At 63.0% G+C, this 26,993-nt stretch carries 23 protein-coding genes; 6 read left to right on the forward strand and 17 right to left on the reverse strand.

Going from position 1 to position 26,993, the window contains the following annotated elements:
* The 7 genes from IRZ56_RS19770 to IRZ56_RS19800 all read right to left on the reverse strand — a co-directional run.
* Positions 1 to 531: FecR family protein (locus IRZ56_RS19770; RefSeq protein WP_196146488.1), on the reverse strand; the 531-nt coding region annotated here is incomplete at its 3' end.
* Entirely contained in the window at positions 528 to 1,052 is a 525-nt protein-coding gene (locus IRZ56_RS19775; protein ID WP_196146489.1) for an RNA polymerase sigma factor, read from the reverse strand. The genes IRZ56_RS19775 and IRZ56_RS19770, both read right to left, overlap by 4 nt.
* Before the next feature lie 280 nt (positions 1,053 to 1,332).
* Positions 1,333 to 1,941, reverse strand: coding sequence for a His-Xaa-Ser repeat protein HxsA (hxsA, locus tag IRZ56_RS19780; RefSeq protein ID WP_196146490.1), 609 nt, complete (start codon positions 1,939 to 1,941; stop codon positions 1,333 to 1,335).
* Complete coding sequence (hxsC, locus tag IRZ56_RS19785; RefSeq protein WP_196146491.1) at positions 1,938 to 3,167, reverse strand: His-Xaa-Ser system radical SAM maturase HxsC; 1,230 nt, start codon at positions 3,165 to 3,167, stop codon at positions 1,938 to 1,940. Before hxsC ends, hxsA begins: the two co-directional genes overlap by 4 nt.
* A gap of 5 nt (positions 3,168 to 3,172) precedes the next feature.
* On the reverse strand, positions 3,173 to 4,660 hold the full coding sequence (hxsB, locus tag IRZ56_RS19790) for a His-Xaa-Ser system radical SAM maturase HxsB (protein ID WP_196146492.1): 1,488 nt from the start codon (positions 4,658 to 4,660) through the stop codon (positions 3,173 to 3,175).
* Positions 4,657 to 4,956 carry a His-Xaa-Ser system protein HxsD gene (gene hxsD, locus IRZ56_RS19795; RefSeq protein WP_196146493.1) on the reverse strand — a complete coding sequence of 100 codons (300 nt, stop codon included), beginning with the start codon at positions 4,954 to 4,956 and terminating at the stop codon, positions 4,657 to 4,659. The genes hxsB and hxsD overlap by 4 nt, the downstream gene beginning before the upstream one ends.
* A gap of 176 nt (positions 4,957 to 5,132) precedes the next feature.
* Entirely contained in the window at positions 5,133 to 6,047 is a 915-nt protein-coding gene (locus tag IRZ56_RS19800; protein ID WP_230386197.1) for a LysR family transcriptional regulator, read from the reverse strand.
* 206 nt (positions 6,048 to 6,253) lie between these two features.
* On the opposite strand from IRZ56_RS19800, the gene IRZ56_RS19805 reads away from it, so the two are divergent.
* The 6 genes from IRZ56_RS19805 (at position 6,254) to pgm (ending at position 16,288) form a co-directional block, all read left to right on the forward strand.
* Positions 6,254 to 7,270, forward strand: coding sequence for a zinc-dependent alcohol dehydrogenase family protein (locus IRZ56_RS19805; protein ID WP_196146494.1), 1,017 nt, complete (start codon positions 6,254 to 6,256; stop codon positions 7,268 to 7,270).
* Between the two features lie 660 nt (positions 7,271 to 7,930).
* Positions 7,931 to 9,217 carry a hypothetical protein gene (locus IRZ56_RS19810; RefSeq protein ID WP_230390463.1) on the forward strand — a complete coding sequence of 429 codons (1,287 nt, stop codon included), beginning with the start codon at positions 7,931 to 7,933 and terminating at the stop codon, positions 9,215 to 9,217.
* The gene (locus tag IRZ56_RS19815; RefSeq protein ID WP_196146496.1) at positions 9,217 to 10,578 is read left to right on the forward strand and encodes an aminotransferase class I/II-fold pyridoxal phosphate-dependent enzyme; all 1,362 of its coding nucleotides are present in this window, start codon (positions 9,217 to 9,219) and stop codon (positions 10,576 to 10,578) included. The genes IRZ56_RS19810 and IRZ56_RS19815 overlap by 1 nt, the downstream gene beginning before the upstream one ends.
* 78 nt (positions 10,579 to 10,656) lie before the next feature.
* Positions 10,657 to 12,306, forward strand: coding sequence for a VRR-NUC domain-containing protein (locus tag IRZ56_RS19820; RefSeq protein ID WP_196146497.1), 1,650 nt, complete (start codon positions 10,657 to 10,659; stop codon positions 12,304 to 12,306).
* Complete coding sequence (locus IRZ56_RS19825; RefSeq protein WP_196146498.1) at positions 12,303 to 14,564, forward strand: ATP-dependent DNA helicase; 2,262 nt, start codon at positions 12,303 to 12,305, stop codon at positions 14,562 to 14,564. The genes IRZ56_RS19820 and IRZ56_RS19825 overlap by 4 nt, the downstream gene beginning before the upstream one ends.
* An 86-nt stretch (positions 14,565 to 14,650) precedes the next feature.
* Positions 14,651 to 16,288, forward strand: coding sequence for a phosphoglucomutase (alpha-D-glucose-1,6-bisphosphate-dependent) (gene pgm / locus IRZ56_RS19830; protein WP_196146499.1), 1,638 nt, complete (start codon positions 14,651 to 14,653; stop codon positions 16,286 to 16,288).
* A 126-nt stretch (positions 16,289 to 16,414) separates the two neighbouring features.
* Here the strand turns inward: pgm and IRZ56_RS19835 are convergent, their stop codons facing one another.
* The 10 genes from IRZ56_RS19835 to IRZ56_RS19880 form a co-directional block, all read right to left on the reverse strand.
* Positions 16,415 to 18,571 (reverse strand): LTA synthase family protein, encoded by a 2,157-nt coding sequence (locus tag IRZ56_RS19835; protein ID WP_196146500.1) that lies wholly within the window; start codon positions 18,569 to 18,571, stop codon positions 16,415 to 16,417.
* A gap of 229 nt (positions 18,572 to 18,800) precedes the next feature.
* On the reverse strand, positions 18,801 to 20,093 hold the full coding sequence (locus tag IRZ56_RS19840) for a transporter (protein WP_196146501.1): 1,293 nt from the start codon (positions 20,091 to 20,093) through the stop codon (positions 18,801 to 18,803).
* Positions 20,094 to 20,140: 47 nt separating this feature from the next.
* Positions 20,141 to 20,881: a hypothetical protein gene (locus IRZ56_RS19845; RefSeq protein WP_196146502.1), complete on the reverse strand. Its 741-nt coding sequence runs from the start codon at positions 20,879 to 20,881 to the stop codon at positions 20,141 to 20,143.
* A 36-nt stretch (positions 20,882 to 20,917) separates the two neighbouring features.
* Positions 20,918 to 21,598 (reverse strand): C39 family peptidase, encoded by a 681-nt coding sequence (locus IRZ56_RS19850; protein ID WP_196146503.1) that lies wholly within the window; start codon positions 21,596 to 21,598, stop codon positions 20,918 to 20,920.
* Between the two features lie 58 nt (positions 21,599 to 21,656).
* Positions 21,657 to 22,628, reverse strand: coding sequence for a heme utilization protein (locus tag IRZ56_RS19855; protein ID WP_196146504.1), 972 nt, complete (start codon positions 22,626 to 22,628; stop codon positions 21,657 to 21,659).
* A gap of 54 nt (positions 22,629 to 22,682) precedes the next feature.
* Positions 22,683 to 23,261, reverse strand: a complete 579-nt coding sequence (locus IRZ56_RS19860) for an adhesin (RefSeq protein WP_196146505.1) — start codon at positions 23,259 to 23,261, stop codon at positions 22,683 to 22,685.
* Between the two features lies 1 nt (position 23,262).
* Positions 23,263 to 23,712: a hypothetical protein gene (locus tag IRZ56_RS19865; protein ID WP_196146506.1), complete on the reverse strand. Its 450-nt coding sequence runs from the start codon at positions 23,710 to 23,712 to the stop codon at positions 23,263 to 23,265.
* Between the two features lie 294 nt (positions 23,713 to 24,006).
* Complete coding sequence (locus IRZ56_RS19870) at positions 24,007 to 24,558, reverse strand: AAA family ATPase (RefSeq protein ID WP_196146507.1); 552 nt, start codon at positions 24,556 to 24,558, stop codon at positions 24,007 to 24,009.
* Complete coding sequence (gene pnuC, locus IRZ56_RS19875; RefSeq protein WP_196146508.1) at positions 24,555 to 25,121, reverse strand: nicotinamide riboside transporter PnuC; 567 nt, start codon at positions 25,119 to 25,121, stop codon at positions 24,555 to 24,557. Before pnuC ends, IRZ56_RS19870 begins: the two co-directional genes overlap by 4 nt.
* Positions 25,122 to 25,294: 173 nt before the next feature.
* On the reverse strand, positions 25,295 to 26,929 hold the full coding sequence (locus IRZ56_RS19880; protein ID WP_196146509.1) for a methyl-accepting chemotaxis protein: 1,635 nt from the start codon (positions 26,927 to 26,929) through the stop codon (positions 25,295 to 25,297).
* Positions 26,930 to 26,993: the final 64 nt, after the last annotated feature.

The following is a 26,993-nucleotide window of genomic DNA, read 5'->3' on the forward strand; positions in this document are numbered from 1 at the left end:
TTTTTTTTTTTGTTGTGGTGTGTGTGTGGGGGGGGGGGGGGGGTCCGGCGCCCGCCCCCCCGGGGCCAGGGTCACACGCACGTCGTCGTTATCCAGGCGCCGGACATTGAACAGGGTGCCGCGAACCTCGACCCTGGCGGTGCCGGCCGACACCACGAACGGCCGGTACACAGCGGCAGCGACATCGAACAGCACCTGCCCGGCACGCAAGTCGACCTGGCGGCTGAGCAGGCGCCAATGCACCTCGACATGGCTGGCGCTGTCGAGTAGCAGCGTGCTGCCATCGTCCAGGACCAGGGAACGTCGCTCGCCGATGGCGGTATCGAAGCGCTCGGTCTTGTACGCCGGGTTCAGCCACGCCAGTGCTCCACAGGCGAGCGCGATCGAAAGCGCGATGCCGACGACCTTGGACGCCCTGCGCGGCCTTGGCTCGCAAGCCGGTAGCGGAAACAAGGTTTTCAGCGTTTCCCGATGACGCCCCAAGGCCTCGTCCACCGGCGCAGGCCCGGTTTTCTTCGAAGGGCTGGTCATGGATGAACCTCGCCACGACCGAGCCGCTCCCTGCAGGTGGCCAACCCCAAGCGCAGGTGCTTTTCGACGGTCTTGATGGAAATGCCAAGGCGCGTGGCCACTTCCGCCTGGGGGATTTCATGGATCTTGTGCATGACGAATACAGCCTGGCAACGCGGGGGAAGGGCGGCAATGGCGTCGACGAGCAGTTGGAACTCGTGCTCGGCTTCATGTCGGCCCACAGGTGTCGCTGCTGTACAGACGACCTCGGGCAGCTCGGGCAGGGCATCCACCCACGCGGCACGGCGACGCTCGCTTCGATAGCGACTGACCGCCGTATCGTGGGAAATTTTCCGTAGCAGGGCAAGGGGTGTGCGCACGTCCTCTTTCTCATCGCGTTCGAGCAACTGCACGCACACGTCATGCACCACATCGCGCGCCGTGCTCCTGTCGCCAAAACGGCGGCGAACATGGTCCACGAGTTCGTCATAGTGACGGACCAAGGTGGACAGCAGCGTTGGTTTGGCGGGATCGAGCGACACGATGCACCCAGGAAAAGGAGCTTGGCTCCGGAGAAAGGATGCGAGTGTAAATGAGAAATAATCGCGAATAAACACCCTCTATCGCAAAGGACGAAAAGCTCAGCTTGCCGTCCCCCCTCTCACCTAACACCTTACCTCCTATGAAGACACAAGCGGGCTCGTCCCGCGATGGGGCGCGCAGCGGCCCCAGATTGCTTGATTGACATGCACTTGCCTTGTAGCCGGCTGATCGATGCCCAGACGGACTCCGGAATAGGCGCTGGATTCAATCTGAAGCGACTTAAGGAATCTTGATACCCAACGCATTCAGCGATGGCGTATCCATCCGGCCATTCACGGTCAGCCCACTGTCCATTTGAAAAGCCATCAATGCGCCACGTGTCGCTTTGCCCATCACCCCATCAATGGCGCCTTGATAGTACTGGCGCACCATCAGCGCGGTCTGCACACGTGTTACCAGGTTGTTTTTCTGCTCACGGGTCGCGCGGCTATTTGAAGTATTCGAACTTCTCCCGCTGTTGGCACTAGACGATTGATAAAGGCTGTTGCTGCTTGAGGTACCGCTCGAAGTACTGGGCGCGCTGTAGCTCCGGGTAGTGGTAACGGGTGGGCTGTAGTAGCGAGGCGCGCTATAGCCTCCCGAGCCGCTGTAATGAGAACTGTGCGAACTGTGGGACCGGTGTGAACTGTGCGAGCGATGTGCCGCATAAATATTCACAGTGTCTGGCGCATTGAGCGTATCGGCAAATACCGGGGGTTGTAACTTGTCGTTGGATTGCCAGTTCGCATCGGCGAGCGACATATGGCCAGCTTGTGCCAGGGTAGTACCTGCCATCGGCAGCAGGCCGACCCCACTGATCAGGACTTTCCAGCGGTCGAGCAATTTCACTGTGCACTCCTTGCATAGACGCTAAAGGCGTCGGTCGATAGTGGTTGTACGCCGCGGCTTTGCCAGCGGTCGGTGTGGGATTTGAAGAAGCCGGAGCAGTGTTTGACGGCAGCGCATTGCTGACAGGTATCGATGAACAGGTTCTTCCAGTCCGAGATGCTCTGGCGGGCGAAACGCGAGAGGTGGGCCGGGATCAGGCACAGAGGCAGGTTGTAGATCGAAACCGGCACTGCGCGGTTGAACAGAAAATACACGGCCTGGCTCAACGACTCCTGATAATCCAGCGGGTCGATCCAAAGTTCTTCGTAGTGTTTTCTGGCCAGGCCGGTACTTTCGATACCCATCAGGGCAACATGTCGCACGAAGGGCAGGTTCCTGAACACATAGTGGGCCAGCTCGGGCAAGCGTGGCGTGGTCAGGCGATTGAGTACTACGCGTATTTCGATGACCTGGTTGGCGCGCGCCAGATTGTAAAGGCCTTGCAGGGTTTCACTGAAAGCGCCTGGAGCCTGCACCACATGGTCATGGTCTTCGGCGTTGTCGGCATACAGCGGGATGCCCCAGCTCAACTGGGGGTGGTCGATGGCAGTGAGCGCTGCGATCCAGCTTGGGTCTTGCAACAGGCGCCCGTTACTGAGCACATGAATGGATTTCTGTGGCAAAACGGCTTTGCACTTGGCCAGGATTTCGAGCAGGCCATCACGATAAAGCGTTGGCTCTCCGCCGCTGACCCCCAGATTTTCCTCGCCCGCGTCCATCAGGTCGATCAGCCGTAGGTTCTCTTCGATGTGCCAACGATCATCGATATCTTTGGGCGGCTGCGAGCACATCAGGCAAAGGCTGTTGCATCGATCCGTCATGAACAACAGGTTGCTGTCTGAGCCCCGTCGATAGAGCACTCGTACCAACGCGTTGCCTGGTGTGATGGCGATGACATCGCCGGGCTGCACGACATTTGCATCTTTGGGGGTGTGCAGGTGTAGCCGGGTGTTCTCGAAGTCTGCGATCAACGGCTCCGGGGTCAGGAATCCGCCTACCGGCAATGAGAGCAGATGCGGGTTCCGCAGTCGTTGTTCGTTTGGCAGCCAAAGCACCAGGTCTCCGAACTCAGCGCTTCCGGCACAAACAGCCAGGCCTTGTTCGATGAATTCATCCAGGGAGATGACCTTGAGCAGCTTTGGCTCACTCAGATGATGGATTTCGAAATGGGTCTCTTTACGCAGCATCGCCGTCATCCCCTGTAACCCGGGAAACGAACGTCGTTATAGGAGTGCCTGTTCAACCAGGACAGCAGCACCCTTTGAATGTTGTCGTCTCCATCGCGAAGCAGGCCGAATAAATACTTGAGCAGCCCCATGTTCTTCTTGCAGAAACTGCTGAACACCCGGTGTCCGATCGGATCAGCCTGGCGGGCATAGTGTTCGACCGGGTCAGCACCACAGTACGGAACAAGTGCACAGTCGGAGCAGCCCGGCAATGCTTCTGCAACGCCACTGGCGAGCAACGCATCCATAACGGGCGATGCGAGTAATTCAGACAGGGGTTGCTGCACGGTGCCGAGCCTCAAACCATCTTCACCCATCTCCAGCAACATTCGGGCTTCGTCCGAGGGATAGACGTGACCGTCATAGTTGTAAACCAGCGCTGCCGTGCCTGCGCCAGCAGGGGAACGCAGGTCCACATAGCCGCAGGAGAAAGGTGTCAGGATATTCTTCAGCAATAGGCTTGTATAAGACTCCGAGAGATAGACGCCCTGTTGGTTGATATCGAGCAAATAGGTCAGGGCCTTCTTGTAGAAGGCCAGGTAGCGCTCGATAGGATAATCAAGGCGATGGGCACTTTTGGTAGCGAATCCATAAGGGCTCAACGGCCGAAGCGAGATGGTGGAGAAGCCTTGGTTCACATACTCATCGATGATCGCCTCAGGTTGCTCGAGGCTTCTGGAAGTCAGCGTGGTCAGCGCGGAAACTGCATCATGGCCAAGGCGCTCACGGACCCACTGGATGCCTTTTACAGTGCGTTCGTAGGAATCCCGTGACGGAGTAGGACGGTTGGCATTGTGCAAGGCGGCCGGTCCATCCAGCGAGGTCGAAAACTGGATGCGATGTTGTTCTGCGAAGTCGAGTATTTCGTTCGTCAGGTGGTGCAGCGTGGTGGTGATGACGAACTGGATATCCCGTTGCTCGAGCACGTTCCTCTCAACGATCCATTCGATGATTTGACGGACACGCTCAAAGGCCAGAAGCGGCTCGCCACCCTGAAACTCCACAGTCAGTGCAGGAGCATTCGATTCGAAAAGACGATCGACAGCCGCCAATGCATCCGTTTGCGACAGGTCATGGCCCGAACCACCTAGAGGGGCGCGCGAAACTTGGCAATATTGGCAGGTGTGATTGCAGCGCAATGTAACCACGAACAAGTGCAGCGCAGGGCCTTCGAGCAGAAAGTCCTTACGGCTGCGATACTGCGCGGCCATTTCCGGGAATGGGTCGTGGCGGCCTGGTTCGTAGATGAAGTGGCGAGCCAGCAGGTCCTTGAAAAAAGGCGTACCCGCTTGAACGTCGAAGTAACTGAGGGCTCGTAACTGCGCCTCGGTCACGTGCATGTACTCACCGGTATCGGAGGTGAGCAGGATGTCACGGTCATGTCCCGTGTTCATGCGAATGAATCGGAAAGGCAGCAAGCGGTAGTGCTTGGCGTCTGTCGCAATCAGCGTCACTGCGGAATCCCGCATCCAGCGAGTGCGGCTCGGGTCAGAGCTTCACGCAACCCTGCGGTTTCTTGGTTGATGTGGGCGCGCAGGGCGAAGTCGTTCAAATGTTGGAGGATCAGCGTATTTATCTGCTCCGGGGAAAGCATCAGCCTTGCTTCGGCGGGGAACGCCGTGAGGCTGATTTGGTCGGTTTCAATGCCGACTTGGATCGCGACAGTGTCGGCCAGAGAGTAAGCGGCACGTTGCACTACGCTCAGAGGATAGGCTGCGCTGTCGAGTTTCAGCGTTACTGGCCATGTCATCGGAACCGGTCCTTCAAATCCGTTGAATACGTGTGGATTTTGCCGGTTGAAGAGGCGTTATGCCATCATATTTTTTACATTTTCATACATTTGTCCGGCGTGGTGGGTAGTTCACCTCGCAGGTTACGGTGTTGGCCTGATTCAGGCGGAAGAAATATCGGGGCTCGATGTGCTAGTCAAAGACTCTCAGGGTCGCCAAAGAACATCTGTATCCGCGACCTCAGCCAACGCTCGGCCGGATCATTGTCCTGGGCGCCGCGCCAGGCCATGTGCAGCTCGAAGCTGCGTACGTCAAGGGGCAGGTCCTCGGCGCGCAGGCCTCCGGCGGCCGTGAGAGCGTCGGCAGTGTAGTCGGGCACCGTGGCGACGATATCGGTGCCGGCCAGCAGGCTGCCCAGGCCGTTGAACTGGGGCACGGCCAGGACCACGTGGCGCTTGCGACCGACCTCCTCCAGGGCTTCGTCGATAAAACCGGAAAGATCGCCCGCGAACGATACCAGCGCATGGGGGCGGGCGCAGAAGTCATCCAGGCTGATGGCGCCGGGCATGCTGTCGGCGCGCAGCAGCTTGGGCTTGCTGCGGCGCAGCACCTTGCGCTTGGCGTTGGCCGGCAGCTCGTTGGTGTAGCTCACGCCGACCGAAATTTCGCCCGAGGCCAGCAGCGTGGGCATCAGCAGGTAGTTGACCCGGCGCACCACCAGCACGATCCCCGGCGCCTCGGCGCGGATGCGCTTGAGCAACTGGGGCAGCAAGGCGAATTCGGCATCGTCGGACAAGCCGATGCGAAACACCGAGGTGCTGGTGGCGGGGTCGAACTCGGCGGCGCGGCTGACCGCGGTAGAGATCGAGTCCAGTGCCGGGGAGAGCAGGGCGAAGATCTCTTGGGCCCGAGCCGAGGGCTCCATGCTGCGCCCGGTGCGCACGAACAGCGGGTCGTCGAACAGGGTGCGCAGGCGCGACAAGGCCGCGCTGATGGCCGGCTGGCCGAGGAACAGCTTCTCGGCTGCACGGGTCACGCTGCGCTCGTGCATGAGCGTTTCGAACACGATCAGCAGGTTCAGGTCTACGCGACGCAGGTCGTTACGGTTCATCGATACGCTTCGCCTTGAAGGGGGCAGGGGTGAATCTTAAGGCCAAAGGCTGTTACCCTGCATCGATTTCCGGGTGCCAATGCAAGGAATTGCCAGGGGCCCAATCGATGACAGGCATGTCGACTATTAATAGCCACTGATGGTCTAACGGCAAAAGCCCGGATAAAGTCCGTGGTAATACGAGTTTCACACAGGCGAGGTATGCGATGTCCCGCATGATCCGTTTCCACAAGTTCGGCGCGGCCGATGTGCTCCGTTGCGAGGAGCAGGCCGAACCGTCCCCTGCGGCGGGCGAAGTGCAGATCCGCGTCGAGGCGATCGGCGTCAGCTGGTACGACGTGCTGTGGCGGCAGAACCTGGCGCCATCCCAGGCGCGTCTGCCGGCGGGTATCGGCCATGAGATGGCCGGCGTGGTGATGGCGGTCGGCGAGGGTGTCGAAGACATCGCGGTCGGCGACCGGGTGGCCAGTTTCCCTGCCACCAGCGCCAACGACCACCCGGTCTACGGCGATGTCATCGTCCTGCCGCGCACGGCCATCACCCGCTACCCTGACGTGCTCACGCCCATCGAGGCCAGTGTCCATTACACCCCGTTGCTGATCGCCTATTTTGCCTATGTCGATCTGGCCCGGGCCAAGGCCGGGCAGACTGCCCTGGTCACCGATGCCAGCCACTGCGCGGGCCCCGCGTTCGTGCAACTGGGCAAGGCCCTGGGGCTGAGGGTATTCGCTGCCACCAAGGACCCGGAGCAGCGCGACTACCTGCTGGGCCTGGGCGCCGAGAAGGTGATCGTCACCGAGGAACAGGACCTGCTCATGCAGGTCGGCAAATACACCGATGGCCGCGGCGTGGACATGGTCCTCGACGGCATGGGCGGGCCACAGATGTCGCTGTTGGGCGACGTGTTGGCACCACGCGGCAGTCTCGTGCTGTATGGCCTGCAAGGCGGCAACCAGACGCCGTTTCCGGCATGTGCCGCGTTCCAGAAGAACATCCAGTTCTACGTGCATTGCATCAGCAACTTCACCGGTAAGCCGGAACTGGGCATCTGCCAGGACCAGGTGGCGCTGCAGCGTGCGCTGCGCGATATCAACCAGTTCACAGCCGACCAGCTGCTGACGCCACAGATCGTCAAGGTGTATCCGTTCGACCAAGTGGTCGAAGCCCATCGCTACATGGATGGCTGCCCTTGCGGTGGGCGGATCGTATTGACGATGGAGTGATCCGCCCGTTGCGCCAGGCACGCTACTCAGGGCCATTGGCGCACCTTCTCGACTTCACATGAGGCCGCCCCGCAGTGCGACGACACTGCGGGGCGGTTTTCTATCCTGATGCATAACGCATTTCTTTGGGTTATCAGAATGCTCTTACGTAATTAGGGATAATATCTGACAGCTTTTTTGTTTTAGTTGCAGCTGTTGCGGGTGAAGTTTGCCGTTTGACGAAGGGGTGCTTGATTGTCTCGCTGTTGTCGTTATTAAAATTTGACGCCGCTGAATGGTTTTTTTACCGAGATCTGTATCTTTTATTCGTACCGCAACCTTCGATAATGAAGCCGTGTCAGTGATTGCAAGGAGCATAAAATGCGCTTGGGACGGCTTGTATACAGGGGTGGGAAGGTTCGAGGCTGGTCGGTATGGCCGACAGGGCCCAATGGCGTTGTGCTTGTCGCTAGACCTTGCGTTAATTTCCCAAATGGCTGTGGGAAAAGTCTGCAAAGTAAAAAGTACCCGCACTTGCAGTCAATACTTGTCGTGGATGCGACGCACTGAAGGACAAGGAGTTATTCAATGAGCAGCCTACATGACCAAGCCATGCACTATGTCTACCAACAAGTCCTCGAGCGCGTTAACGCGCACATGCCTCGGGCACAGCGAGCCTCGTTGCAACTGCTGACCCACCGCCTGGTGATGGCGGCGGGTGGCCAGGAGTACCTCGACCGGTTCCGCTTGTTGATGGTGCTGGGCAGCGACCGGCGCAGTGCCCAGCTGCTGGCCTGCGTGCGGGCGGCCCAGTTGAGCCTGGCCTTGCGTTGCGGCAGCACGTTCCGCCTGCGCGTGGTGGTGGCGTGCTTGCCGGGGATGGATGCAGGGACGCTCCACCGGCACGATCGCAGCTTCAGTGCATTGGTCATGCAAGACGATCCGCGGGTGGAACTGCTCATGGTCGAGGATGACCAACTGGTGCCATTCAGTTGCCGTCAATCGTTGGTTACGGCGCAGTGGTCGGGGGCGCGGGAAGCGATGCTGTTGTTCGGCCACCTTGCCGAGGCAGCGCCTGCCGCGCTGTTGGGCGCTCGCCTGCACCTGCAACTGGCCGATGCCCTGCGCCTGGCGCTCGATTGTACCGATGGAGCCAATACCTTGGTGACGGCCTGGTCGGGTCGTCACCGCCTTCGATTCCTGGCGTGGGGCCGCCGGATCATGCGTCTTGCCAAGGCGCCGGGCCTGGACGATGTGCATCGTTGCGCGGCCTCACTGGTAAAGGGCCTGGGGCGGTTGCAGATGCTGGTCGGGGCGCCCGCGGGGCGCTTCGTCACCGCACCGGCTGTGGTGGCTCGTGAACACCTGGTCAACGTCCTCGCAGTTGACGATCTGTTGTATCCGTCGGCTGGCATGGGCGCTCTGGATGACATGCTGGGTCTCGCGGATGATCTGGGCAACGCCAAGGCGAACGCCCTCGAACCTCACCTTGTCAGGAACTTGTGCACGCTCAAGGCCCGGCTGCGTGCGGATGAAGGGCAGGGCACGCGCCTGTCGCTCAAGGGCACGCAGTTGACCTGGTGGCTGCGGGTGCAGCAGCAGGTCCGGGCGCCATTTCTGCAGGCCCATGGGTTGAACGAGGCGCAACTGGCCTGTCTGCTGTTTGCGCCTTTTTGCGATCATGGCCGCGATCTTTCTTACTTTCTGCAGCGTTGTCATCCCTGTATGCAAGTTGCCTTGCCGTATCTGCACAAAGCACTGCAGGGCAAGCCGTGCCCCGAGGCGGTAAAGCGATGGCTGGTGGATACCAGCGGCCTCACCTTGACGCAGCTTCAGGCGATCTACGCTGGGCGGCTTAGCGCCCCGGTCCGGCGGGTGCTGGCCAACCTGGTGCGGCGCGACATCGATCTGCGCCTGGTGCCAGGCGCCTCACCGCCTCCTGCAACGGTGCGTCAGGCGGCGCTCTGATGGGGCGCTGCGGGCGGGGCGAGTTCGCCTACCAGGCGGTGTGTCGCTACATTGAAGCGCTCATCAACCAGGCCGACCCCTCCGAGGAAGGCCGTCTGCCCTCGTTACGAGACCTGGCTGCACGTCTGAAGGTATCGCTGGCCACGGTGCAGAATGCCTACAGCCTGCTCGAGCATCAGGGGCGAGTACGGTCGGTGCCCAAGTCTGGCTATTTCGTGGCGTTCGAAGCCAGGGAGCGCGAACAATCGGCCGCGCCACGGCCTCGGCCCGCGTTCGCCCTGCCGATGGCAACCCCCATGGGGCTCGAGCGAGCCTTGCTTGCCCAGGAGCGGCGGCTATCCCGTCAAACAGGTGCGTCGAGCTGGCGCTCAGGCGAGGGCGCATTGCTGCGCCACGTCCTGGCCGCTCGCTACACACGCTCGTCCGGGCACAGCTGGAATGCCGAGCATGTTCACTTGGCAACGGATGTGCAGGCCTTGCTGGAGGCGTTACTGCGGGCTTTGCGCCTGCAGGGAGCGACCGCCGTGGTGGCCACGCCATGTTGCCGACGCCTGCTCCAGGCGCTGCGCTGGGCCGGGATGCGGGTCCTGGAAGTGCCTGCGGGCAATGACAGCGCGCTGGACCTGGAGCGTCTGGCACAGGTGCTCGCCCGTGAGCCTGTGGCCCTGGTGGTGTTGCCGTCCTGTCTTGCCACGCCCTTGGGGCGCAGGGTCTCGTATTGCGACCAGCAGGCTATGGCTCGATTGCTCGCCGACCATCCGGCCTGGTTGCTCGAAAACGACCTGGACAGCGCGCATTGCTTTGGCGAGGCGCCGGCCATGCATCTTCGCGACGGAGTCGATATTCGCCGACTGTTGGTGCTGGGGTCGCTGGAGGCGACGTTGGGTGCCGAGGGGCCCTATGCGTATCTGCTCTGCCGCCAGATGGGAGTGGAAGAGGCCATCGCCCGCCGTGGCTTCCTGATCCCGCCGTTGCGCCAGCAGGCTATCGCGCTGGTCTGCGCCAAGGGCGAGGTGGAGGCTTGGTTGCCGCGCTTGCGCAGCGAGCTGCAGGCGCATATGGAGCACTTGTTTCTGCAGGTCGAGCTATGTCTGGGAGACAGAGTGGTGGCTGCCAAACCAGAGGGTGGCCGGGGGATATGGGGCCGCTTGACACAGCCGGCGAACCTTGACGAGGCGCAGGCGGTATTGGCTGGCACGGGTTTGACGATCACACCCGGCGAACGGTTCAGCCTGCAGGGAAACCATGTGGGGTATGTGGCCCTGACCTGGCAGGGCGCCCCCCGAGAAGGGCTGGAGCCGCTGTTGCAGAGGCTGGGCCGGGCCTTGGCACAGCCGTTTGCGGATGACGCACCAGGGTGACCGCCGATCCGGGGCGCTTGTCAGCGGGGCTGGTCTGTATGTATAACCAGTGCTTGTCCTGCTATTTGCCTCGTCACCGTGATTGCCCATTCCGTCGACGACCCATTCTATTACCTGCACAACTTCAGGCAGGTCGTGGCATGGGTCCAGCAGCGCTATGCCGATGTGCTCGATGATGCCGAGCAGGGCTTCTTGCGCACGTTTGCCGAGTTACCCCAGCCTGCCCAGGCCATGCTGGTGCGCATGGTCATGCGCAAAGGGGAGTTGTTCCGCAGTGACCGGCTCGACTACGCCGAAATCGGCCCGTGGCAGGTGGCGCTCGAGCCGTTGTTGCAGCTTGGGTGGGTATGTGACCACGTGACGTTGGCCCTGGAGCAACTGTTCGGTGTGCTGCGCAAGGAAGAACTCGTTCAGTGCTTCGCTGCGCAACTGAGCTGGCCCCGGGCAGCAAAGGCCGAGTTGTTGGCGCAATTGTTGCCACTGGCGCTTTCGCCCCGGCCACTGACGCAATGGTTCCCGTCCTGCCCTGTGCGTATTTTCCATTGGCGCCTGCAACCGTTATGCGATCGCTTGCGCCTGTTGTTCTTCGGCAACCTGTACCAGGACTGGTCAGAGTTCGTACTTGCCGACCTGGGTGTGCTGCGCTATGAGCAGGTGCCGTTCAGTGCCGACTCTCGGGCATTGCGCCAACGCGTCGAGGTCGATCTGGCCATGGCCTTGCATCAGTGTGCCGAACGCCTGGAGCAAGGGGAGGCGCCAGGCGTCGTGCTGGCTATCCTGGAGGGGCTGCACAGCGACAACCCCTGGCTTGCCCGGCGCCATTCCCGGGTCTTGTATGGCATTGGCCAACGCTGCGAGCGACTGGGCGACTGGGACCAGGCCCTCGAGGTGTACGGTCGGAGCAACCACCCCGAGGCACGTATCCGCCAGGTACGGGCCCTGGAGCGTAGCGAGCGCTGGGCGCAGGCCCACGCACTGGCGTCGGAAATGGCCGCTGCCCCGGCCAATGCCCTTGAGTCCCAGGCGCTGGCCCGCATGTTGCCACGCCTTTCGCGCAAGCTGGGCGGGCCACCTGGGGCCCGTCGCCGCGCAGCGGAGCTCGAGCTGATCGAGTTGGAGCTGCCAGCGGCGCTCGCGGAACTCGGCGTCGAAGAGGCGGTGCGCCTGCACCTGACCCAGGGCGGGGGCACTTGTCATTACGTGGAAAACACGCTGTTCAACAGCCTGTTCGGCCTGTTGTGTTGGGAGGCGATCTTCGCCCCGGTACCTGGCGCGTTCTTCCACCCCTTCCAGGCCGGCCCTCAAGACCTGCACGACGATGATTTCCGGCAGCGTCGCACCGCCCTGTTCGACGCCTGCCTCGCTCGACTCGACGATGGTAGCTACCGGCAGGCCATAGCCGAGCGCTTTGTGACCAAGCAGGGCTTGCAATCGCCCTTCGTGTTCTGGCCGATGCTCACGCCAGAGCTGCTGGAGCAGGCGTTGGACTGCATACCGGCGATGCACCTGAAACAGTGCTTCCTGCGCCTGTTGCAAGATATCCGCAACAACCGCGCCGGCATGCCCGACTTGGTCCAGTTCTGGCCGGGGGAAGGCCGTTACCGCATGGTCGAGGTCAAGGGGCCCGGTGACCGCCTGCAGGACAACCAGCTGCGCTGGCTGGAATTCTGCCGTGAGCACGGCTTGCCAGTCGCGGTCTGCCATGTCCGCTGGAGCGATACGGCATGACCTACACCGTGGCGGTACGCGCGCTGTGCGAGTTCAGCGCCAAGGTCGGGGATCTGGACCTGCGTTTCACGCCGTCGCCCACAGCCCAGGAAGGTATTGCCGGCCATCGCCGGGTGGTGGCAAGGCGCGGGGCAGGGTACCAGTCCGAGGTGGCGCTGCAAGGCGAGTACCAGGGGCTCGAGGTCCGGGGGCGAGCCGATGGCTACGACCCGGCAGCCAACCGCCTGGAGGAAATCAAGACGCATCGTGGCGACCTGGCCCGCCAACCCGGCAACCATCGCCAGTTGCATTGGGCCCAGGCCAAAGTCTACGCCTGGCTGCTGTGTCAGGCGCGACAACTGGATTCGATCGAGGTCGCGCTGGTGTACCTGGACGTGGACAGCGACCGGCAGACCGTGATTAGCGAGCAGCACACCGCCACCGACCTGCAGCGTTTCTTCGAAAGCCAATGCCGCTGTTTCCTGGCCTGGGCCCAGGCGCAGGAGAGGCGCCTGGCCGAGCGCGACCGCGATCTCAAGGCCCTGGGCTTTCCCTACCCACAGTTCCGCCAGGGCCAGCGCCAGTTGGCCGAGACCCTGTACAAGGCGGTCAGTACCGGCCGCTGCCTGATGGCACAGGCCAGCACCGGTATCGGCAAGACCCTCGGCACCTTGTTCCCATTGCTCAAGGCCATGGTGCCGCAGCAACTGGACAAACTGTTCTTCCTCACCGCCAAGACCCCAGGGCGGGCCCTGGCCCTCGATGCCCTGCGCCAGGTCACCGAGGCCACGCCGCAGCCGGCCTTGCGTACCCTGGAACTGATCGCTCGGGACAAGGCCTGCGAGCATCCCGGCAGTGCCTGCCATGGCGAGTCCTGCCCGCTGGCGCGAGGCTTCTACGATCGCCTGCCCGCCGCGCGTGAGGCCGCGGCGCAACGGCCGCTGCTCGACCGTGCCGGCCTGCGCGAAGTGGCCTTGGCGCACCAGGTCTGCCCGTACTATCTGGGGCAGGAGATGGCGCGCTGGGTCGATGTGCTGGTAGCCGACTACAACTACTACTTCGATGCCCATGCCTTGTTGCATGCCTTGACCCAGGCCAACCAGTGGCGGGTCGCGGTATTGGTGGACGAGGCCCACAACTTGGTAGAGCGGGGGCGCGGCATGTACAGCGCAAGCCTCGACCAGGGCCAATTGCAGGCGTTGCGTCAAGGCAAGCCGGCGGGTCTGGGCAGCGCCCTGGGCCGACTCAACCGGCAGTGGAACGCGTTGTACAAGGCGCAACGGGCTCCCTACGAGGCCAGCGACCAGTTGCCCGGGGCGTTCCTTGGCGCATTGCAGCAGTGCATCGGGCTGATCCAGGCACGTCTTGAACAGGCCCCGGGCGAGATGGAGCCGGCCGTCTTGCAGTTCTATTTCCAGGCCTTGCAGTTCAATCGGGTCGCGGAATTGTTCGACGAACACTTCATCTTCGACGTGAGCGTGCGCAGCGGCCCGCGCAAGCGCCGACTGGCCACCTTGTGCTTGCGTAACGTGATACCGGCGCGGTTGCTGGGCCCGCGCATGAGCGCGGCGCGCAGCGTCACGTTGTTCTCCGCCACGCTCAACCCCCGGCATTTCTACGCTGACCTGCTGGGCATGCCGGCCGACACCGCCTGGCTCGAAGTATCCGCGCCGTTTCGGGCCGAGCAGCTGCAGGTGCGCATCGCCAGCCAGGTTTGCACCCGTTATCGCGAACGGCATGCCTCCCTGGCACCGATCGTGGAACTGATCGCCGAGCAGTACCGACGCGCGCCGGGCAACTACCTGGCGTTCTTCAGCAGTTTCGAATACCTCGGCCAAGTGGCGGCGCTGTTGGCCGAGCGTTACCCGACCATCCCGCGTTGGGAACAGGCTCCGGGCATGGACGAAGGGGCACGCGAGGCGTTTCTCGCCCGCTTCGTGCCCGATGGGCAGGGGGTCGGTTTCGCGGTGTTGGGCGGCGCCTTTGGCGAAGGCGTCGACCTGCCCGGCACCCGGTTGATCGGTGCCTTCGTCGCCACCCTGGGGCTGCCCCAGGTCAACCCGGTCAACGAACAGTTCAAGCAGCGCCTGGGCCGGCAGTTCGGTGCAGGCTTCGACTACGCCTACCTGTACCCAGGCGTGCGCAAGGTCATCCAGGCCGCCGGCCGGGTGATCCGTGGCGACCAGGATCAAGGCGTGCTGCTGCTGATCGACGAACGCTTCGCCGAGCCGCGGGTACGGCAGATGTTCCCTGGCTGGTGGCAGGTGGCGGGCGAATAATCGCCGCGGGCCCCATCGCACGGCGTTGCAACTCCCAGTACACTGCGCGTTCCAACACCTACATCCGTTGAACTCGAGGTTCTTGCATGACGCTCAGTCCTTTGGCAGGCAAGCCGGCTCCGGCCAGCGTGCTGGTCGATATTCCCCGCCTGCTCACCGCTTACTACACCGGCCGCCCTGACGCCGCGGTGGCGGCCCAGCGCGTGGCCTTCGGCACCTCCGGGCACCGAGGCACCTCGCTCGAGCTGAGCTTCAACGAAGACCATGTGCTGGCGATCACCCAAGCCATCTGCCTGTACCGCCAGGAAAAAGGCATCGACGGCCCACTGTTCGTCGGTGCCGACACCCATGCGCTCTCCGCACCGGCTGCAGCCAGCGCGCTGGAAGTGCTGGCCGCCAATGGCGTGCAGGTGATGCTGTCCAAGGACGATGAATACACCCCGACCCCGGCGGTGTCCCATGCCATTCTCTGCCATAACCGTGGCCGCCAGCAGGGCCTGGCCGATGGCGTCGTCATCACGCCGTCGCACAACCCGCCCCAGAGCGGTGGCTTCAAGTACAACCCGCCCAACGGCGGCCCGGCCGACAGCGACGTCACCAAGTGGATCGAAGCCAAGGCCAACGAACTGCTGGCCGCTGGCCTTGCCGGTGTCAAGCGCATGGACCATGCGCAGGCCCTGCAGGCAGCGACTACCCAGCGCTACGACTACGTGGGCCGCTACGTGGCGGACCTGGAAAACGTCATCGACTTCGACGTTATCCGCAACGCCAAGCTGCGCCTGGGCGTCGACCCCCTGGGCGGTGCCGGGGTGCGCTACTGGCAGGCCATCGCCGAGCACTACCGTCTGGACCTGGACGTGGTCAACACCGAGGTCGACCCCACGTTCCGCTTCATGACCGTCGACTGGGACGGGCAGATCCGCATGGACCCATCCTCGCCTCATGCCATGCAGGGCCTGATTGGCTTGCGCGAGCGCTTCGACGTGGCATTCGCCTGCGACCCGGACCACGACCGCCACGGTATCGTCACCCCGGACGGCCTGCTGCAGCCGAACAACTACCTGGCCGTGGCCATCGACTACCTGTTCCGCCATCGCCCGCACTGGCGCAGCGACGCGGCCGTGGGCAAGACGGTGGTCAGCAGCGCGCTGATCGACCGCGTCACGGCGCGTCTGGGCCGCGAGCTGTACGAAGTGCCGGTGGGCTTCAAGTTCTTCGCCCAAGGGCTGTTCGATGGCTCGCTCGGCTTTGGTGGCGAGGAAAGTGCGGGGGCTTCGTTCCTGCGCAAGGATGGCAGCGTCTGGGCCACCGACAAGGACGGCTTGATTCCGGCATTGCTGGCCGCCGAGATGACCGCCCGCACCGGACGCAACCCGAGCCAGGCCTACGCCGACCTTACCGCCGAGTTGGGCAAGCCGTTCGCCACCCGCGTCGAGGCCAAGGCTGATGCACGGCAGAAGGCGCTGTTGAGCAAGCTGGCTGCCGAGCAGGTGACTTCCACGGAACTGGCCGGTGAACCGATCGAGCAGATCCTCAGTCATGCACCGGGCAACGGTCAGGCCATTGGTGGCTTGAAGGTGATGACCGCCAACGGCTGGTTCGCCGCACGGCCATCGGGTACCGAGGATATCTACAAGATCTACGCCGAGAGTTTCGTCAGCGAAGAGCACCTGCAGCGCCTGGTGCGCGAGGCCCAGGTCTTGGTGGACGCGGCGATCGCCTGATCGCCGCATAGATGTTCAAAGAACAAGCGGCCAGCGCGATCCCCTGTAGGAGCGGGCTGGTCCCGCGATCAAGGGCGAAGCCCTTGCCGGGCAATGCTGATATCGGGCGGGGCGTGCGGGGGCGTATCAGCCGCCCCCGGCAACACCGGTGATCACGCTGAAATCGCTGACCTCCACCTCACCCCCGCCATACCCCAGCAGGTGGAAGGAAAACGCCTTGCGCGCCGAAGGGTTGTCGAAGCCGAACTCCAGCTCCAGTGGTCGGTCGGCTGTCACGATGATCTCTTCCGGCAAACCCAGCGGCACATCCTGTTCGTATTCCTTGGCCTTGAGCTGGATATAGGCGTCATGCTTGGGGTCCAGGGAACGAACGATCACCCGTACGCGCGTATGGGAGCCCTCGGGCATTTCCAGGTATTGCGCACCGATCAGGTTGTCGGCCCACTCGTCACGGATGCGCTTACGTAGCTGGATCGCTGCCGGCCCGCCAAATTGGTAGCGCAGGTTCAACGGCGTCTGCAGCAGTGACTGGTCCAGGGTATTGGCCAGGGCGGTGAGCTGCTGGCCGGTGGTATCGGTGGCACGATCCATATATTCGGCCTGGTCGGCGATGAAGCCTTGGCTGGCGTACCGTCGGCAGCGTTGCTGGAAGTCGCACTCGGTCAAGGTTCCGTGGCCATCGTGGTAGCGCAGCATGCCGTTGGTGTAGGCAATCATTTCACGGCCCGTGTCGTAATCACGGAACAGCGAGCGCCCGCTCAAGGCGGCCGGGATCGGCAGGGCAAAGTAATCGAGCAGCGACGTGGCCATGTCCACATGGCCGTAGGTTCCTTGCTTCAGACGCGGCAACTGGGCCTGCTCCGGCGCCAGGACCAGGCTGAACCCCCAAGAGGAGGCCAGGCGGACCCCGTCGATACCGTGGGACTCATCCGACGTGATGACCACCAGGGTGTCCTTGAGCACCCCCTGGCGCTCCAGGTTCACCAGGAAGGCATCGAGGGCATCGTCCAGGTAGGCCACCGCTGCCTGCTTGGTCGTGTCGTAGCGCTGCAGGTAGCGCTGCGGCGCGGAATACGGCTGATGGGTGCCGACGGTCAGCAGGGTCAGCATCCACGGTTGCTTCTGCTTGCGTAACTGCTTCACGTACTTCTGCGCGCCTTCGAAAAAGGCCCGGTCGTCCTTGCCCCAGCGGAAAGGCAGGTAATTCTTGTTGCTGAACCATTCCTGGCCATGTACCGAGTCGAAGCCAATGTGCGGCATGATCCGATCCTTGGCCATGAAGCGCAGGCCCGCACCCTGCAGGTAATGGGTACTGAACCCCGCATGGCGCAGTTGCGCCGGCAGACAGGCCTGGTTGCGCACATCTTGGGTCAACATCTCCATGCCTTTCGGTGTGCCGTTGGCCAGCTTGTCGTAATCGCCGCACAGCAGTGCGTACAGGCCACGGATGGTCTGGTGGGTGTGCAGCACGTAGTCGGGCGTGTTCATGCCGCGCTCGGCCCAGCGGCTGAGTTTGGGCATCAGGTCTTCGTCGAAGCGGCTGTGCAGTGCCTGGCGGTTGGCCCGTATATAGGCCCCAGGAATGCCTTCCAAGGCGATCACCAGCACGTTGTGCGCCTGTCCGGGTGCCTTGAGCAACTTATGGCCGTTGAGGTCCGACTGGGTCAGGCCCGCAGAGGGCAGGGGCTTGAACGTCGGTTTCTCGCCGAAGCGCGCCAGGGCGTGGCGCTCGAGGTCGCCCACTGCAGCCGAGAGCAGCTGGTGCGACAGGTTGTACTGGCGCCATTGGTCGGCATCGGAGGGAGCCAGGTGCTGGCTACCCCAATGCACGCCGAACAACAGCACGGGGATGGCCCAGGCCATGCGTGGCAGGATGACGCCAGGTGTGCCACGGCTGAACCAGACACTGCCCAGCCAAGCCAACACGCCAGCGCCGAGCGCCCAGGGCAGCCAGGGATGGGCGAGGCCGCCGCCGGTGGAGTTTTCCATGAACTGTGCATCGAACAGGTAGTTCAGGTCGGCGCTGGTGGGCAGGCGGCCCACGGCACTGACCAGCTCGGCGCTGGCGACGATCAGGCTGGCCCAGGCCAGCAGCACGGGCAATGCCAGCCACCAGGCGCGGCGCTGCAGCAAGAGCACCAATAAGCTGCCGATGGCCAGGTCGGAGAGATAGCCAAGGGGCGTGGACCAGCCGAGCGCGGCCCGGATGCCCAGTGGGATCGCCAACACCAGCGTGGCCAGCGCCACGAGCCGGGTGCTGGGGCGACCGAGCAGTTTTTTCACAAAGACTTCCTTCTTGTCATGAAACAGTCACTCAAGTGTGCTTCATGATAACAGGCGCTTGGCGGGGGGCGAGGTTTGCAGACGGGATGCAAGGGTGACACGAGCCCACGAGGCCGCGGCGCAAGGCCGCTTCCACAGGCCGAATTGGGAATTGCAGGGGGCCTGTAGGAGCGGCCTTGCGCCGCGAAAGGGCTGCGAAGCAGCCCTCAGGACGAGCAAGGGTGGTCGGTCAGAAGTAGTACGGGAATTTCAGGCTGAAGGTGAAGTCAGGCGCATCGTCGGTCAGGCCGATCGACAGGTTGGGCACAATGGTCAGGTTGTCGGTCGCAGCCAGCGTCATGCCGATATTGAAGTAGCCCGCATTGGCGTCGCTGCTCTTGACGTCGGCCCATTCGTCGCCGGTTTCGGCCGACTTGATCCGTGAACGACGGGCGATCAGTTCGGACACCGAGAACGACATCGACATCTTCTCGTTCAAGGCAAAGGCCACGCCTGCACCGATCTGGAAGCTGTCGCCGATCTTCACCTTGCCCGGGATCTTCTGGTTGACCGTGGAGCTGACGTCGCTGAACTTCTCCTCGAACGTGTGGGTGTACGACAGGCTGCCGAACAGTACGGCCGGGTCGTAGGTCTTGACCAGCGAGATCCCCGGAGTGATCGACCACACACCGTTGCCGGTGGGCAGGTCTTCGGGGTAAGTGAGGTTGTCGTTGAGCGGGTCGCGGATCAGCTTGATGCCGAAGGGGTCCTTGCCGGTGGGGGCCTTGACCCTCACGCTGAACACTGCATCCGGGGTGTTCTCCGACTCGTCGAGGAACTTGTAGGCCACGCCGAAGTTGACGTCGCCCAGCGCGGGGTCGCGGGTGACGGTTCGTTCGGAGACATCATTGGAGGCACCGCCGACGCCGCCGGACTGATAGGTCGATTCGCGGTAGACGATCGGGACGTTGACGTCAAACTGCCAGCGCTGGTCGTAGTTGTAGCGGGCGGTCAGGTCCAGGGTCCAGTTGTCGGCCTTGATCCGGTCGAGGTTGATGTTGCCCAGGAAGATCGAGTCCAGTGCCAGGAAACCGTTGAGGATCAACTGGCGGGTGTCGTAGCGAGCGTAGGTGATACCGGTCTCGAGGCTGAACTTGCCACCGCCGAAGAAGCCGCTGGCTTCGTCATACAGGTTGGACACGCTCTGGGCTGGTTCCGAGTCGTCCTTGAGCGATTCACCATAGGACGACCCCGTTGCTCCCGCGGCCCCGCCAGAGGCGGCGATGGCCTGGTTGTTGCGTGGCTGCGAGGCGGGGGAGCGGGTCAGGCGCTTGGGTGGGGGGGCGACGGGTTGTTCTTCAACCTGGCGAACCCGCTGCTCCAGCACCATCAAGGCTTGCTGCTGGGCTTCGTAACGTTCCTTCAATGCGGCCAGTTCGGCCTTCAGGGCCTCGACCTGCGGATCGGCGGCAGCATAGAGCAGGGTGGAAGGCACCAGGGTGCCCAGACAGACAACTGCTTTCAACGACATGAATCGATGCATAAGTTAGCCGTCCCTACGAATACTACGATGGTGAGACGAAGCGTAGATCAATAGCCGGTGATTCGAAGGCCTTTGAGTTGATCGAGATTGCAGTTCAATGCGCCGGCCGACGGCAGGTTGTCGCGCAGCACCACATTGAGCTGGGTCAGGTTGCTGACAGCGTTGTTGCCTCCGAGCAGCGTCGTGGTTTGCAGCAGGCCGCCATCGGACAGGCGCTGTAGGCTCGAGCCTTGGTTGTTGTTGGCCTGGATGGCCATCTGGATCCCCTTGCCGGTGTTCGACACACTCAGGGTGCCGGCATTGTTGCTGCTGGTCAGGGTCTTGCCCGACGCCAGCACTTGGCCTTGCGGCGTGGTGGCAGGCCCTTTGCCGCCTTCGCTGACGTTGATCGCGACATCGTTGTAGGCGCTGTTGTTGTCACCGGCCGCGCGGACCGACTGAGTCACGCCCTGGGTATTGCCCAGGCCGCCACCGCCGGTGACCACGCCATGGCCTTGGCCTGGAGCGATGCCGCCGCCGTTCTTGCCGGTCATGGAGACGTAGAACTGCGGCTTGAAGCTGTTGTGCTGCACCTGCATCGTCGTGGTCGCGCCGATGCGGTCACCGGCGGCGTTCTGCCAGGTGCTGCTCATGACCACGCCGAAACTGATGATCCGCCCTGGCATCACATAACGCCCACGCAATTGCGCCAACTCTTGGTCTTTGACCTCGATGGGCTTGAACGTCTGCGCCTGGGTCGGGAGGCTGGCAGCCAGGCATGCCGCTACCAGCCAGGTGATTGTCTTCATCGCTGCTCCCCGGAGCTCCGTGCCCCTTTGTAATCACTAGAAGAAGTCGCTCTGGATGAACCCGAATTCCATCAGTTGGGCATCGTCCACCGGGTAGAACCCATTGATGCGGTTCTTGGCGGTCACCGGGGCCGGTGGGTCGAGCAAGGCGTTGGCCTTGTCGTAGCCGGGGCCGATGACGGCGAAGATGATGCCGTTCCAACCTTTGACGAAATCGTCGAACTTGTAGCGTTTGTGGCCCAGCACCGGGTCGCCGATGTACACCCAGCCCCGGTTGATGCGCTGGAGCACGACGAAATGCTTGTAGCCACGGATGTCCATCAGCACCACCACCGGGATGCTCACCCGATGCAGGCTGTCGGCTTCGACCCGGTAGCCGCGGGCACGCATGCCGATGCTTTCCACGTAGCGCTTCATGTCGAGCATGGAAAAGCCCTGGACCTTGACCGTGTCCGGGTCGGCCTGGGCGAGCATGCCTTCGATGACCTGGCTTTCATCCACATCGAGCCAATAGGCCTGCTTGAGGATGGTGGCCAGTGCGGCGGCGCCGCAGCTGAAATCGGTCTTCTGCTGCACCAGGTCGGCGAAGCGACGCTCGCGGATGCTCTGTACTGGCTTGTACACCAAGGTGCCGCCCGGCATCGCCGCGATCGGCATCTGCGTGGCCTCGACCAGGCCGGCCAGGAACATGAGTGCGGCAAGCAGGACTGCGCGCATGGCCTTCTCCCCCGACGCGAAACAGGAAAGGGGCCCCGAAGGGCCCCGATTGGCTGTGTTACAGGCCGGTGCAGGCTCTGCAACCTGCGGCGATGGACAGCGAGTTGCTCTGCTGGTTGCCCGAACCTGCCGAGACGTTGGCGCCCACGTTGCCCGACACGCCATTGAGCGAGTTGCTCATGGTGGCGGTGTTGGTCACAGGGTTTTTCCAGCCGTTGGGGGTCAGTACCTGATAGGTAGCGACACCGGCCAGGCCGAAGCTGCCTTCTTCGTGGAACTTCAGAGGGTCCTTGTCGGTTTTGCCCTTGTCATGGCCATAGCCGTGGCCGGAGCCTTTTTCGTCTTCCACATAACCCCAGCCATCGCCTTTGTACTGGCCGTAGGCCTTGAAGCTGGCGTGCAGGGTTTCCTTGTCCATCTTGCGGTCGGCGTTGTTTTCGACGTTCAGGCCGGTAGTGGCTTGAGTCGCGGTGGAAGCGGCCATGGCTACGCGGCCTCCCGATACGGCGATCGCCAGGTTGTTTTTCTGCTGGTTGAAGTCGCCGGCGGTGACGTTGACACCGATGTTGCCAGAGCTGCCGTTGGCCGAGTCGACCAAGTTGGCGGTGTTGCTGGTGGAGAAGTTCTTGACTGCGTTGCCCGCGTTGACCTGAGTGGCGGTCGAAATGGCCATGGCGCTGCCGAAGATGAAGCGTTCGTCGGCGGTGGCGATGGCGGCCACGTTGTCCTGTTGGTTGCCGTCGCCGGCAGCCACGTTGGCGCCCAAGTTGCCGTTGGAGCGGTTGGCCGAATCTTCCATCGCCGCGTCGTTTTCGGTCGCTTCGTTACGCACGGTGTTGCCGGCGTTGACCTGGGTATCGGTCACCGTGGCGGCCGCACCCGCGCTGACCAGCAATTGCAGCAGGACGTTGTCGTGGTTGTTGTGGTGGCCGTGATGGCCGTTGTTGTGCCGGTTATCAGCTTGTGCAGCAACTGCCATGACCGCTGCGAGGGCGAAGACCAGAGGCTTGAGTGCCATTTTAGGTTTCATGGTGTTTCTCCACTTTTTCTCGTTGTTAAGTGTTGTGTTGAAGCCACTTGTGGGTCAGTCAGCGACCCGTACGCTCAGGGTGTTGCCCATTCGGTTGCCCACCCCGGCGCTCTGATTCAACTGGATCACGCCTCGGCTGCCGGTGAAGGCCTGGTCACTGGTCGTGACCTGGCGACTGCCGGGAGCGCGGTCCGTTGCCTCGGAGCCATTGGCCAGCGAGACGTTCTGCTGGCTGAGAATGCTGTCGTCGATGCTTTGCGGGACGGCACTGATGCCGATCCGTACTGCGTTTGCCTGCTGCGTGGCGGCGCCGGCGGACTGGTTGATGCCGAGCAGGCCGTTGCCGTTGCTGAAAGCGTTGCCGTGGATGCTGGCGCGGCTGTCCCGGGCCGGGTCGGCAAGAAAGTCGTTGCGCTGGTGTACCTCGGTGGTGGCCTTGGCGTTGGTGCCGATGGCCATGGCCCGGACGTTTGCCTGTTGTTGGGCGTCGCCTGCGGCCTGGTTGATGCCGAGGTTGCCCTGGTAGGTACGGCCGCTGGCGTCGAGGGTGGCGTTGTCCACCACTGGCGAGCCGGCCAAGGCTTGGCTGCCGTACAGTGCCAGGCACAGCAGGGAGAGCTTGAGTGCGCGCATGTCATTGGCCCCGGGTGAGGATCTGCAGCGGCGCCAGGCCGCGCTGGACGTTCTGGTTGACCGTGTTGGAGATGTTGTTGCCACCTCCGGCACCTGCACCCGAGCCGCCCGCCATACCGGGCAGCCGGGACTGCACGGTATCCAGGCCGCGCAAGCTGCCTGAGTGATCGGTGGTGAGCATGCGATTGACCGTGGAGCCGCTGGCGATGCGTGCGAAGTCGCCATCGGTCAGTTCGTTGGTCTGGGCTTTTATCCGGGCCGACTCGTTGGTATTGACGGTGGTCGGGTAGGGGTCGGGCGTACCGGTTCTGCGGGCGGCTTGGCGGGCCTGGACATCGCGGGTCAGGACGATGATCCCGTTGCCCTCGGCGCTGGCGGGAAGGGGAAGGGCTGCGGCGGTTAGACAACCCAGGACGAGCAGTGCATACAGTGCCTTGTTGTTGTTCCCCACGGCGATGCTCCCTTCTCTGTGTGCTGGCCCTTCAGCGTTGACAGAGGTAGAGCGAAAGTCGTGCCGCTTTTGATTTTCGTCGTGGAATCAACAGGTTGGATGGTTAATGAGAGCGTTTGGCGTTTTTCTGTTTCAAGGTTGATACAGAAAAGCCATCCATCGCTGCGCAAGCCCTGAAAACCCATGCGTCGCGGGATAACGGCAGCGGCTGTATCACCGCTGAAACAGTTTCCCCAGGTCTGTGGCAAAGCCCCCAACAATGGGGGGCAGAGCCGCCTGTGCAGTTACAAAAAATTAACACTCGGTGGCGCAAGCTGGCACTTGGCCGTCAAGCAAGCGTGCCACCGCTGCCAAGGCCTGGGCCTGGCGGGTGGGCCAGTCGCCTTCGAGTACTTGAAATGGCTTTCGGTGAGCGCGCAACCAGTTAAGGCTGTCGTCGAAGAATCTTTGCCGCTCTTCCAGGCGGGGTTGGCAGCGTTGGCCGTCACCGACCCAGCCGACACCTTGTGGGCTGAGCAATAGGTGCAGGTCATAGTGGCGTTCGAGCAAGGCCTGCTCGAGCCAGGTGGGGCAATCTGCGAACAGTACCCGGCTCCAGAGGATGTTGCTGAGCAGGTGGGTGTCGAGTATCAACAGCTCCGGAGCCTGCAGCCGGCTCTGGTCCTCCCAGGCAAGCTGGCCGCGTGCGATAGCGGGGATATCGGCGTAGCAGGTGTCGCGCTGTTCCTGCTCGATGAAATAACGGACGTACTCACCGACGACCACGCCACCGAAATGCGCCTGGATTTCGCCGCTGAGCCAACTTTTGCCGCTGGACTCCGGCCCACACAGCACCAAGACCTTCATGCCGGGGCCAATGCCGGGTCACGGCGCCATTGCAGCCAGCCACGCACGGCGATCAGGGTAAACAGCGCGTAGAGCGCCGCGGTGAGATAAAGGCCCTTGTAGAGGAACAACCCAACGAAGACGACGTCCAGTACCACCCAAAGTGCCCAGCACTGCACGCGCTTTTGCGCCATCCACACCTGCGCCACCAGGCTGAAGCCGGTCAGGGCCGCATCGAGCCAGGGTTGTGCCGCGTCGGTCCAGTGCGCCATGGCGGCGCCCAGGCCAAGGCTCGCCAGCAGGCCCACGCCCAGGCCGGTGAACACGTGCCCGGCCGCCAGGCTGGAAACCTGGCGTGCGTCTTCCACATGGTCAGGGCGGGTCCACTGCCACCAGCCGTATAGCTGCAGCACGGCGTAGACCAGTTGCAGGAGCATGTCGGAATACAACTTCACTTCGTAGAAGATCCAGCTGTAGAGCAGCACCATCACCAGGCCGATCGGCCAGCACCAGGGGTTCTGCTTGACCGTGAGCCACACGGCGATGACGCCGAGTACGGCGGCGAAGAGTTCGAGGCCGGACATCGGCGATCCTTGGGCAAAGGTTGAGGGCGCGATTGTAGCCTGTAGGGCAGGGAAGCTGTAGGGGAACCTCCAGGCGTTGTGGTTAAACTGGCGGGGCTTGCCCCGCGATTGGGCCGGCCCTGGTAGCGCAATTAAATGGCAAGGGCGGCGCCGGCTACGAGCGAGCGGTACGGTCACACCCGGAACTGGTGCAGCAGCTGCTCCAACTCCTCGCTCAACCGCGCCAGGGAGGCGCCGGCGTCGCTGGATTGGCGCGCCGCGTCGGCGGTTTGTTGCGACAGGCCGGCGGTCTCCAGCACGTTGCGATTGATCTCTTCTACCACATGGGCCTGCTGCAGCGTGGCGCTGGCGATCGAGGCATTGAGGGCGGTGAGGTTGTGCAGCGCCTGGCTGATGGCATCCAGGCTGGTACCCGCCTCGCGGGCCTGTTCGACGGTCTGGCGCGAGGCTTCGCTGCTGGTGCCAATGGCCCTGACCGCCGCCTCGGACTGGCCTTGCAGGTGCTCGATCATGGCCTGGATCTCGGCGGTCGACTGGGCAGTGCGCTGGGCCAGCAGCCGCACCTCGTCGGCAACCACGGCAAACCCGCGGCCCTGTTCGCCGGCGCGGGCCGCCTCGATGGCGGCGTTGAGCGCGAGCAGGTTGGTCTGCTCGGCAATCGAGCGGATCACTTCCAGTACGCCGCCGATCCGCGTGCTGTGCCCGGCCAGCTCGCCGATCACCTGCACGGCTTGGTCGATGGTGCTGGACAGTCGGTCGATCTGCTGCAGGCTGCCATGGATCGCCTGCTGGCCATGGTCGACCTGGCGCTGCGCCGCCTGCATTTCGCTGGCGGCCTGCTCGGCGGTCTTGGCCACGTCCTGCACGGCATAGGTGACTTCGTTGACCGCCGTGGCCACCTGGTCCATCTGCAACGATTGCTGGGCACTGCGCGCCTGGGCCTGACCTGCGTTGTCGCCCACATGCTCGGCCGATCGGGCCAGGGCATGGGCTGCATCCTGTAGTTGGCCGACTACGCCTTGCAGCTTGCCGTTGAAACGGTTGAAATGCTCGCCCAGGCGGGTGACCTCGTCACGCCCATGGGTATCCAGACGGCGGGTGAGGTCGCTCTCGCCGCTGGCGATGGTGGCCATGGCCTGCACCGCCTCCTGCAACGGGCGGGCGATGCTGCGGGCGATCAACACGACCAATAGCGCCATCAACAGGGCGATGCCAAGCCCCACCAGGGAGGCATCGCGCACCTGGCGCGTGAACTCGGCCTGCACGTCATCGACATACACGCCCGAGCCGATGATCCAGCCCCAGGGCTTGAACAGCTGGATGTAGGACGTCTTGGCCACCGGCTCGCTGGCGCCGGGCTTGGGCCAGCGGTAGTTCACCGGGCCTGCGCCCTGGCTGCGCGCCAGGCTTGCCATCTCGTTGAACACGGCGAAACCGTCGGGGTCACGGATACCGGAAAGGTCCTGGCCGTCGAGCTTGGGGTTGGTCGGGTGCATGACCATCCTGGGCGCCAGGTCATTGATCCAGAAGTAGTCGTCCTTGTCGTAACGCAGGCTGCGCACAGTCTGCAGGGCCTGCTGCTGGGCAGCCTCGCGAGTGAGCGTACCGGCTGCCTCCAGGCCTTGGTAGTAGGCCAGCACGCCGGCGGCAGTCTGCACCACGTGCCGGGTCTTCTCGGCCTTGGCCTGATACAGGTCGCCATGGAGCTGGCGCAGCATCAGTAGGGCGAACGCCACCAGCATGCCCACCGACACCAGCAAAATCAGCGACAGGCGCCGGCTGATCGACATCGACCTCAAGGTCTTCATCAAAGGTACTCCCCGTTGTTCTTGTTATCAGGTGCATCCAAGCATGCCGGGGCCGATGCGGCAC

This window comes from Pseudomonas guariconensis (assembly GCF_015680235.1).
GTDB classification, from domain to species: Bacteria; Pseudomonadota; Gammaproteobacteria; order Pseudomonadales; family Pseudomonadaceae; genus Aquipseudomonas; species Aquipseudomonas guariconensis_A.

Bases quoted from the DNA above. Each gene is read 5' to 3' on its own strand.
- hxsC (WP_196146491.1), bottom strand. From the start codon at position 3,167: ATGCTGCGTAAAGAGACCCATTTCGAAATCCATCATCTGAGTGAGCCA.
- hxsD (WP_196146493.1), bottom strand. From the start codon at position 4,956: ATGACATGGCCAGTAACGCTGAAACTCGACAGCGCAGCCTATCCTCTG.
- IRZ56_RS19800 (WP_230386197.1), bottom strand. From the start codon at position 6,047: ATGAACCGTAACGACCTGCGTCGCGTAGACCTGAACCTGCTGATCGTG.
- IRZ56_RS19805 (WP_196146494.1), top strand. From the start codon at position 6,254: ATGTCCCGCATGATCCGTTTCCACAAGTTCGGCGCGGCCGATGTGCTC.
- IRZ56_RS19815 (WP_196146496.1), top strand. From the start codon at position 9,217: ATGGGGCGCTGCGGGCGGGGCGAGTTCGCCTACCAGGCGGTGTGTCGC.
- IRZ56_RS19825 (WP_196146498.1), top strand. From the start codon at position 12,303: ATGACCTACACCGTGGCGGTACGCGCGCTGTGCGAGTTCAGCGCCAAG.
- pgm (WP_196146499.1), top strand. From the start codon at position 14,651: ATGACGCTCAGTCCTTTGGCAGGCAAGCCGGCTCCGGCCAGCGTGCTG.
- IRZ56_RS19840 (WP_196146501.1), bottom strand. From the start codon at position 20,093: ATGCATCGATTCATGTCGTTGAAAGCAGTTGTCTGTCTGGGCACCCTG.
- IRZ56_RS19845 (WP_196146502.1), bottom strand. From the start codon at position 20,881: ATGAAGACAATCACCTGGCTGGTAGCGGCATGCCTGGCTGCCAGCCTC.
- IRZ56_RS19850 (WP_196146503.1), bottom strand. From the start codon at position 21,598: ATGCGCGCAGTCCTGCTTGCCGCACTCATGTTCCTGGCCGGCCTGGTC.
- IRZ56_RS19855 (WP_196146504.1), bottom strand. From the start codon at position 22,628: ATGAAACCTAAAATGGCACTCAAGCCTCTGGTCTTCGCCCTCGCAGCG.
- IRZ56_RS19860 (WP_196146505.1), bottom strand. From the start codon at position 23,261: ATGCGCGCACTCAAGCTCTCCCTGCTGTGCCTGGCACTGTACGGCAGC.
- IRZ56_RS19870 (WP_196146507.1), bottom strand. From the start codon at position 24,558: ATGAAGGTCTTGGTGCTGTGTGGGCCGGAGTCCAGCGGCAAAAGTTGG.
- pnuC (WP_196146508.1), bottom strand. From the start codon at position 25,121: ATGTCCGGCCTCGAACTCTTCGCCGCCGTACTCGGCGTCATCGCCGTG.
- IRZ56_RS19880 (WP_196146509.1), bottom strand. From the start codon at position 26,929: ATGAAGACCTTGAGGTCGATGTCGATCAGCCGGCGCCTGTCGCTGATT.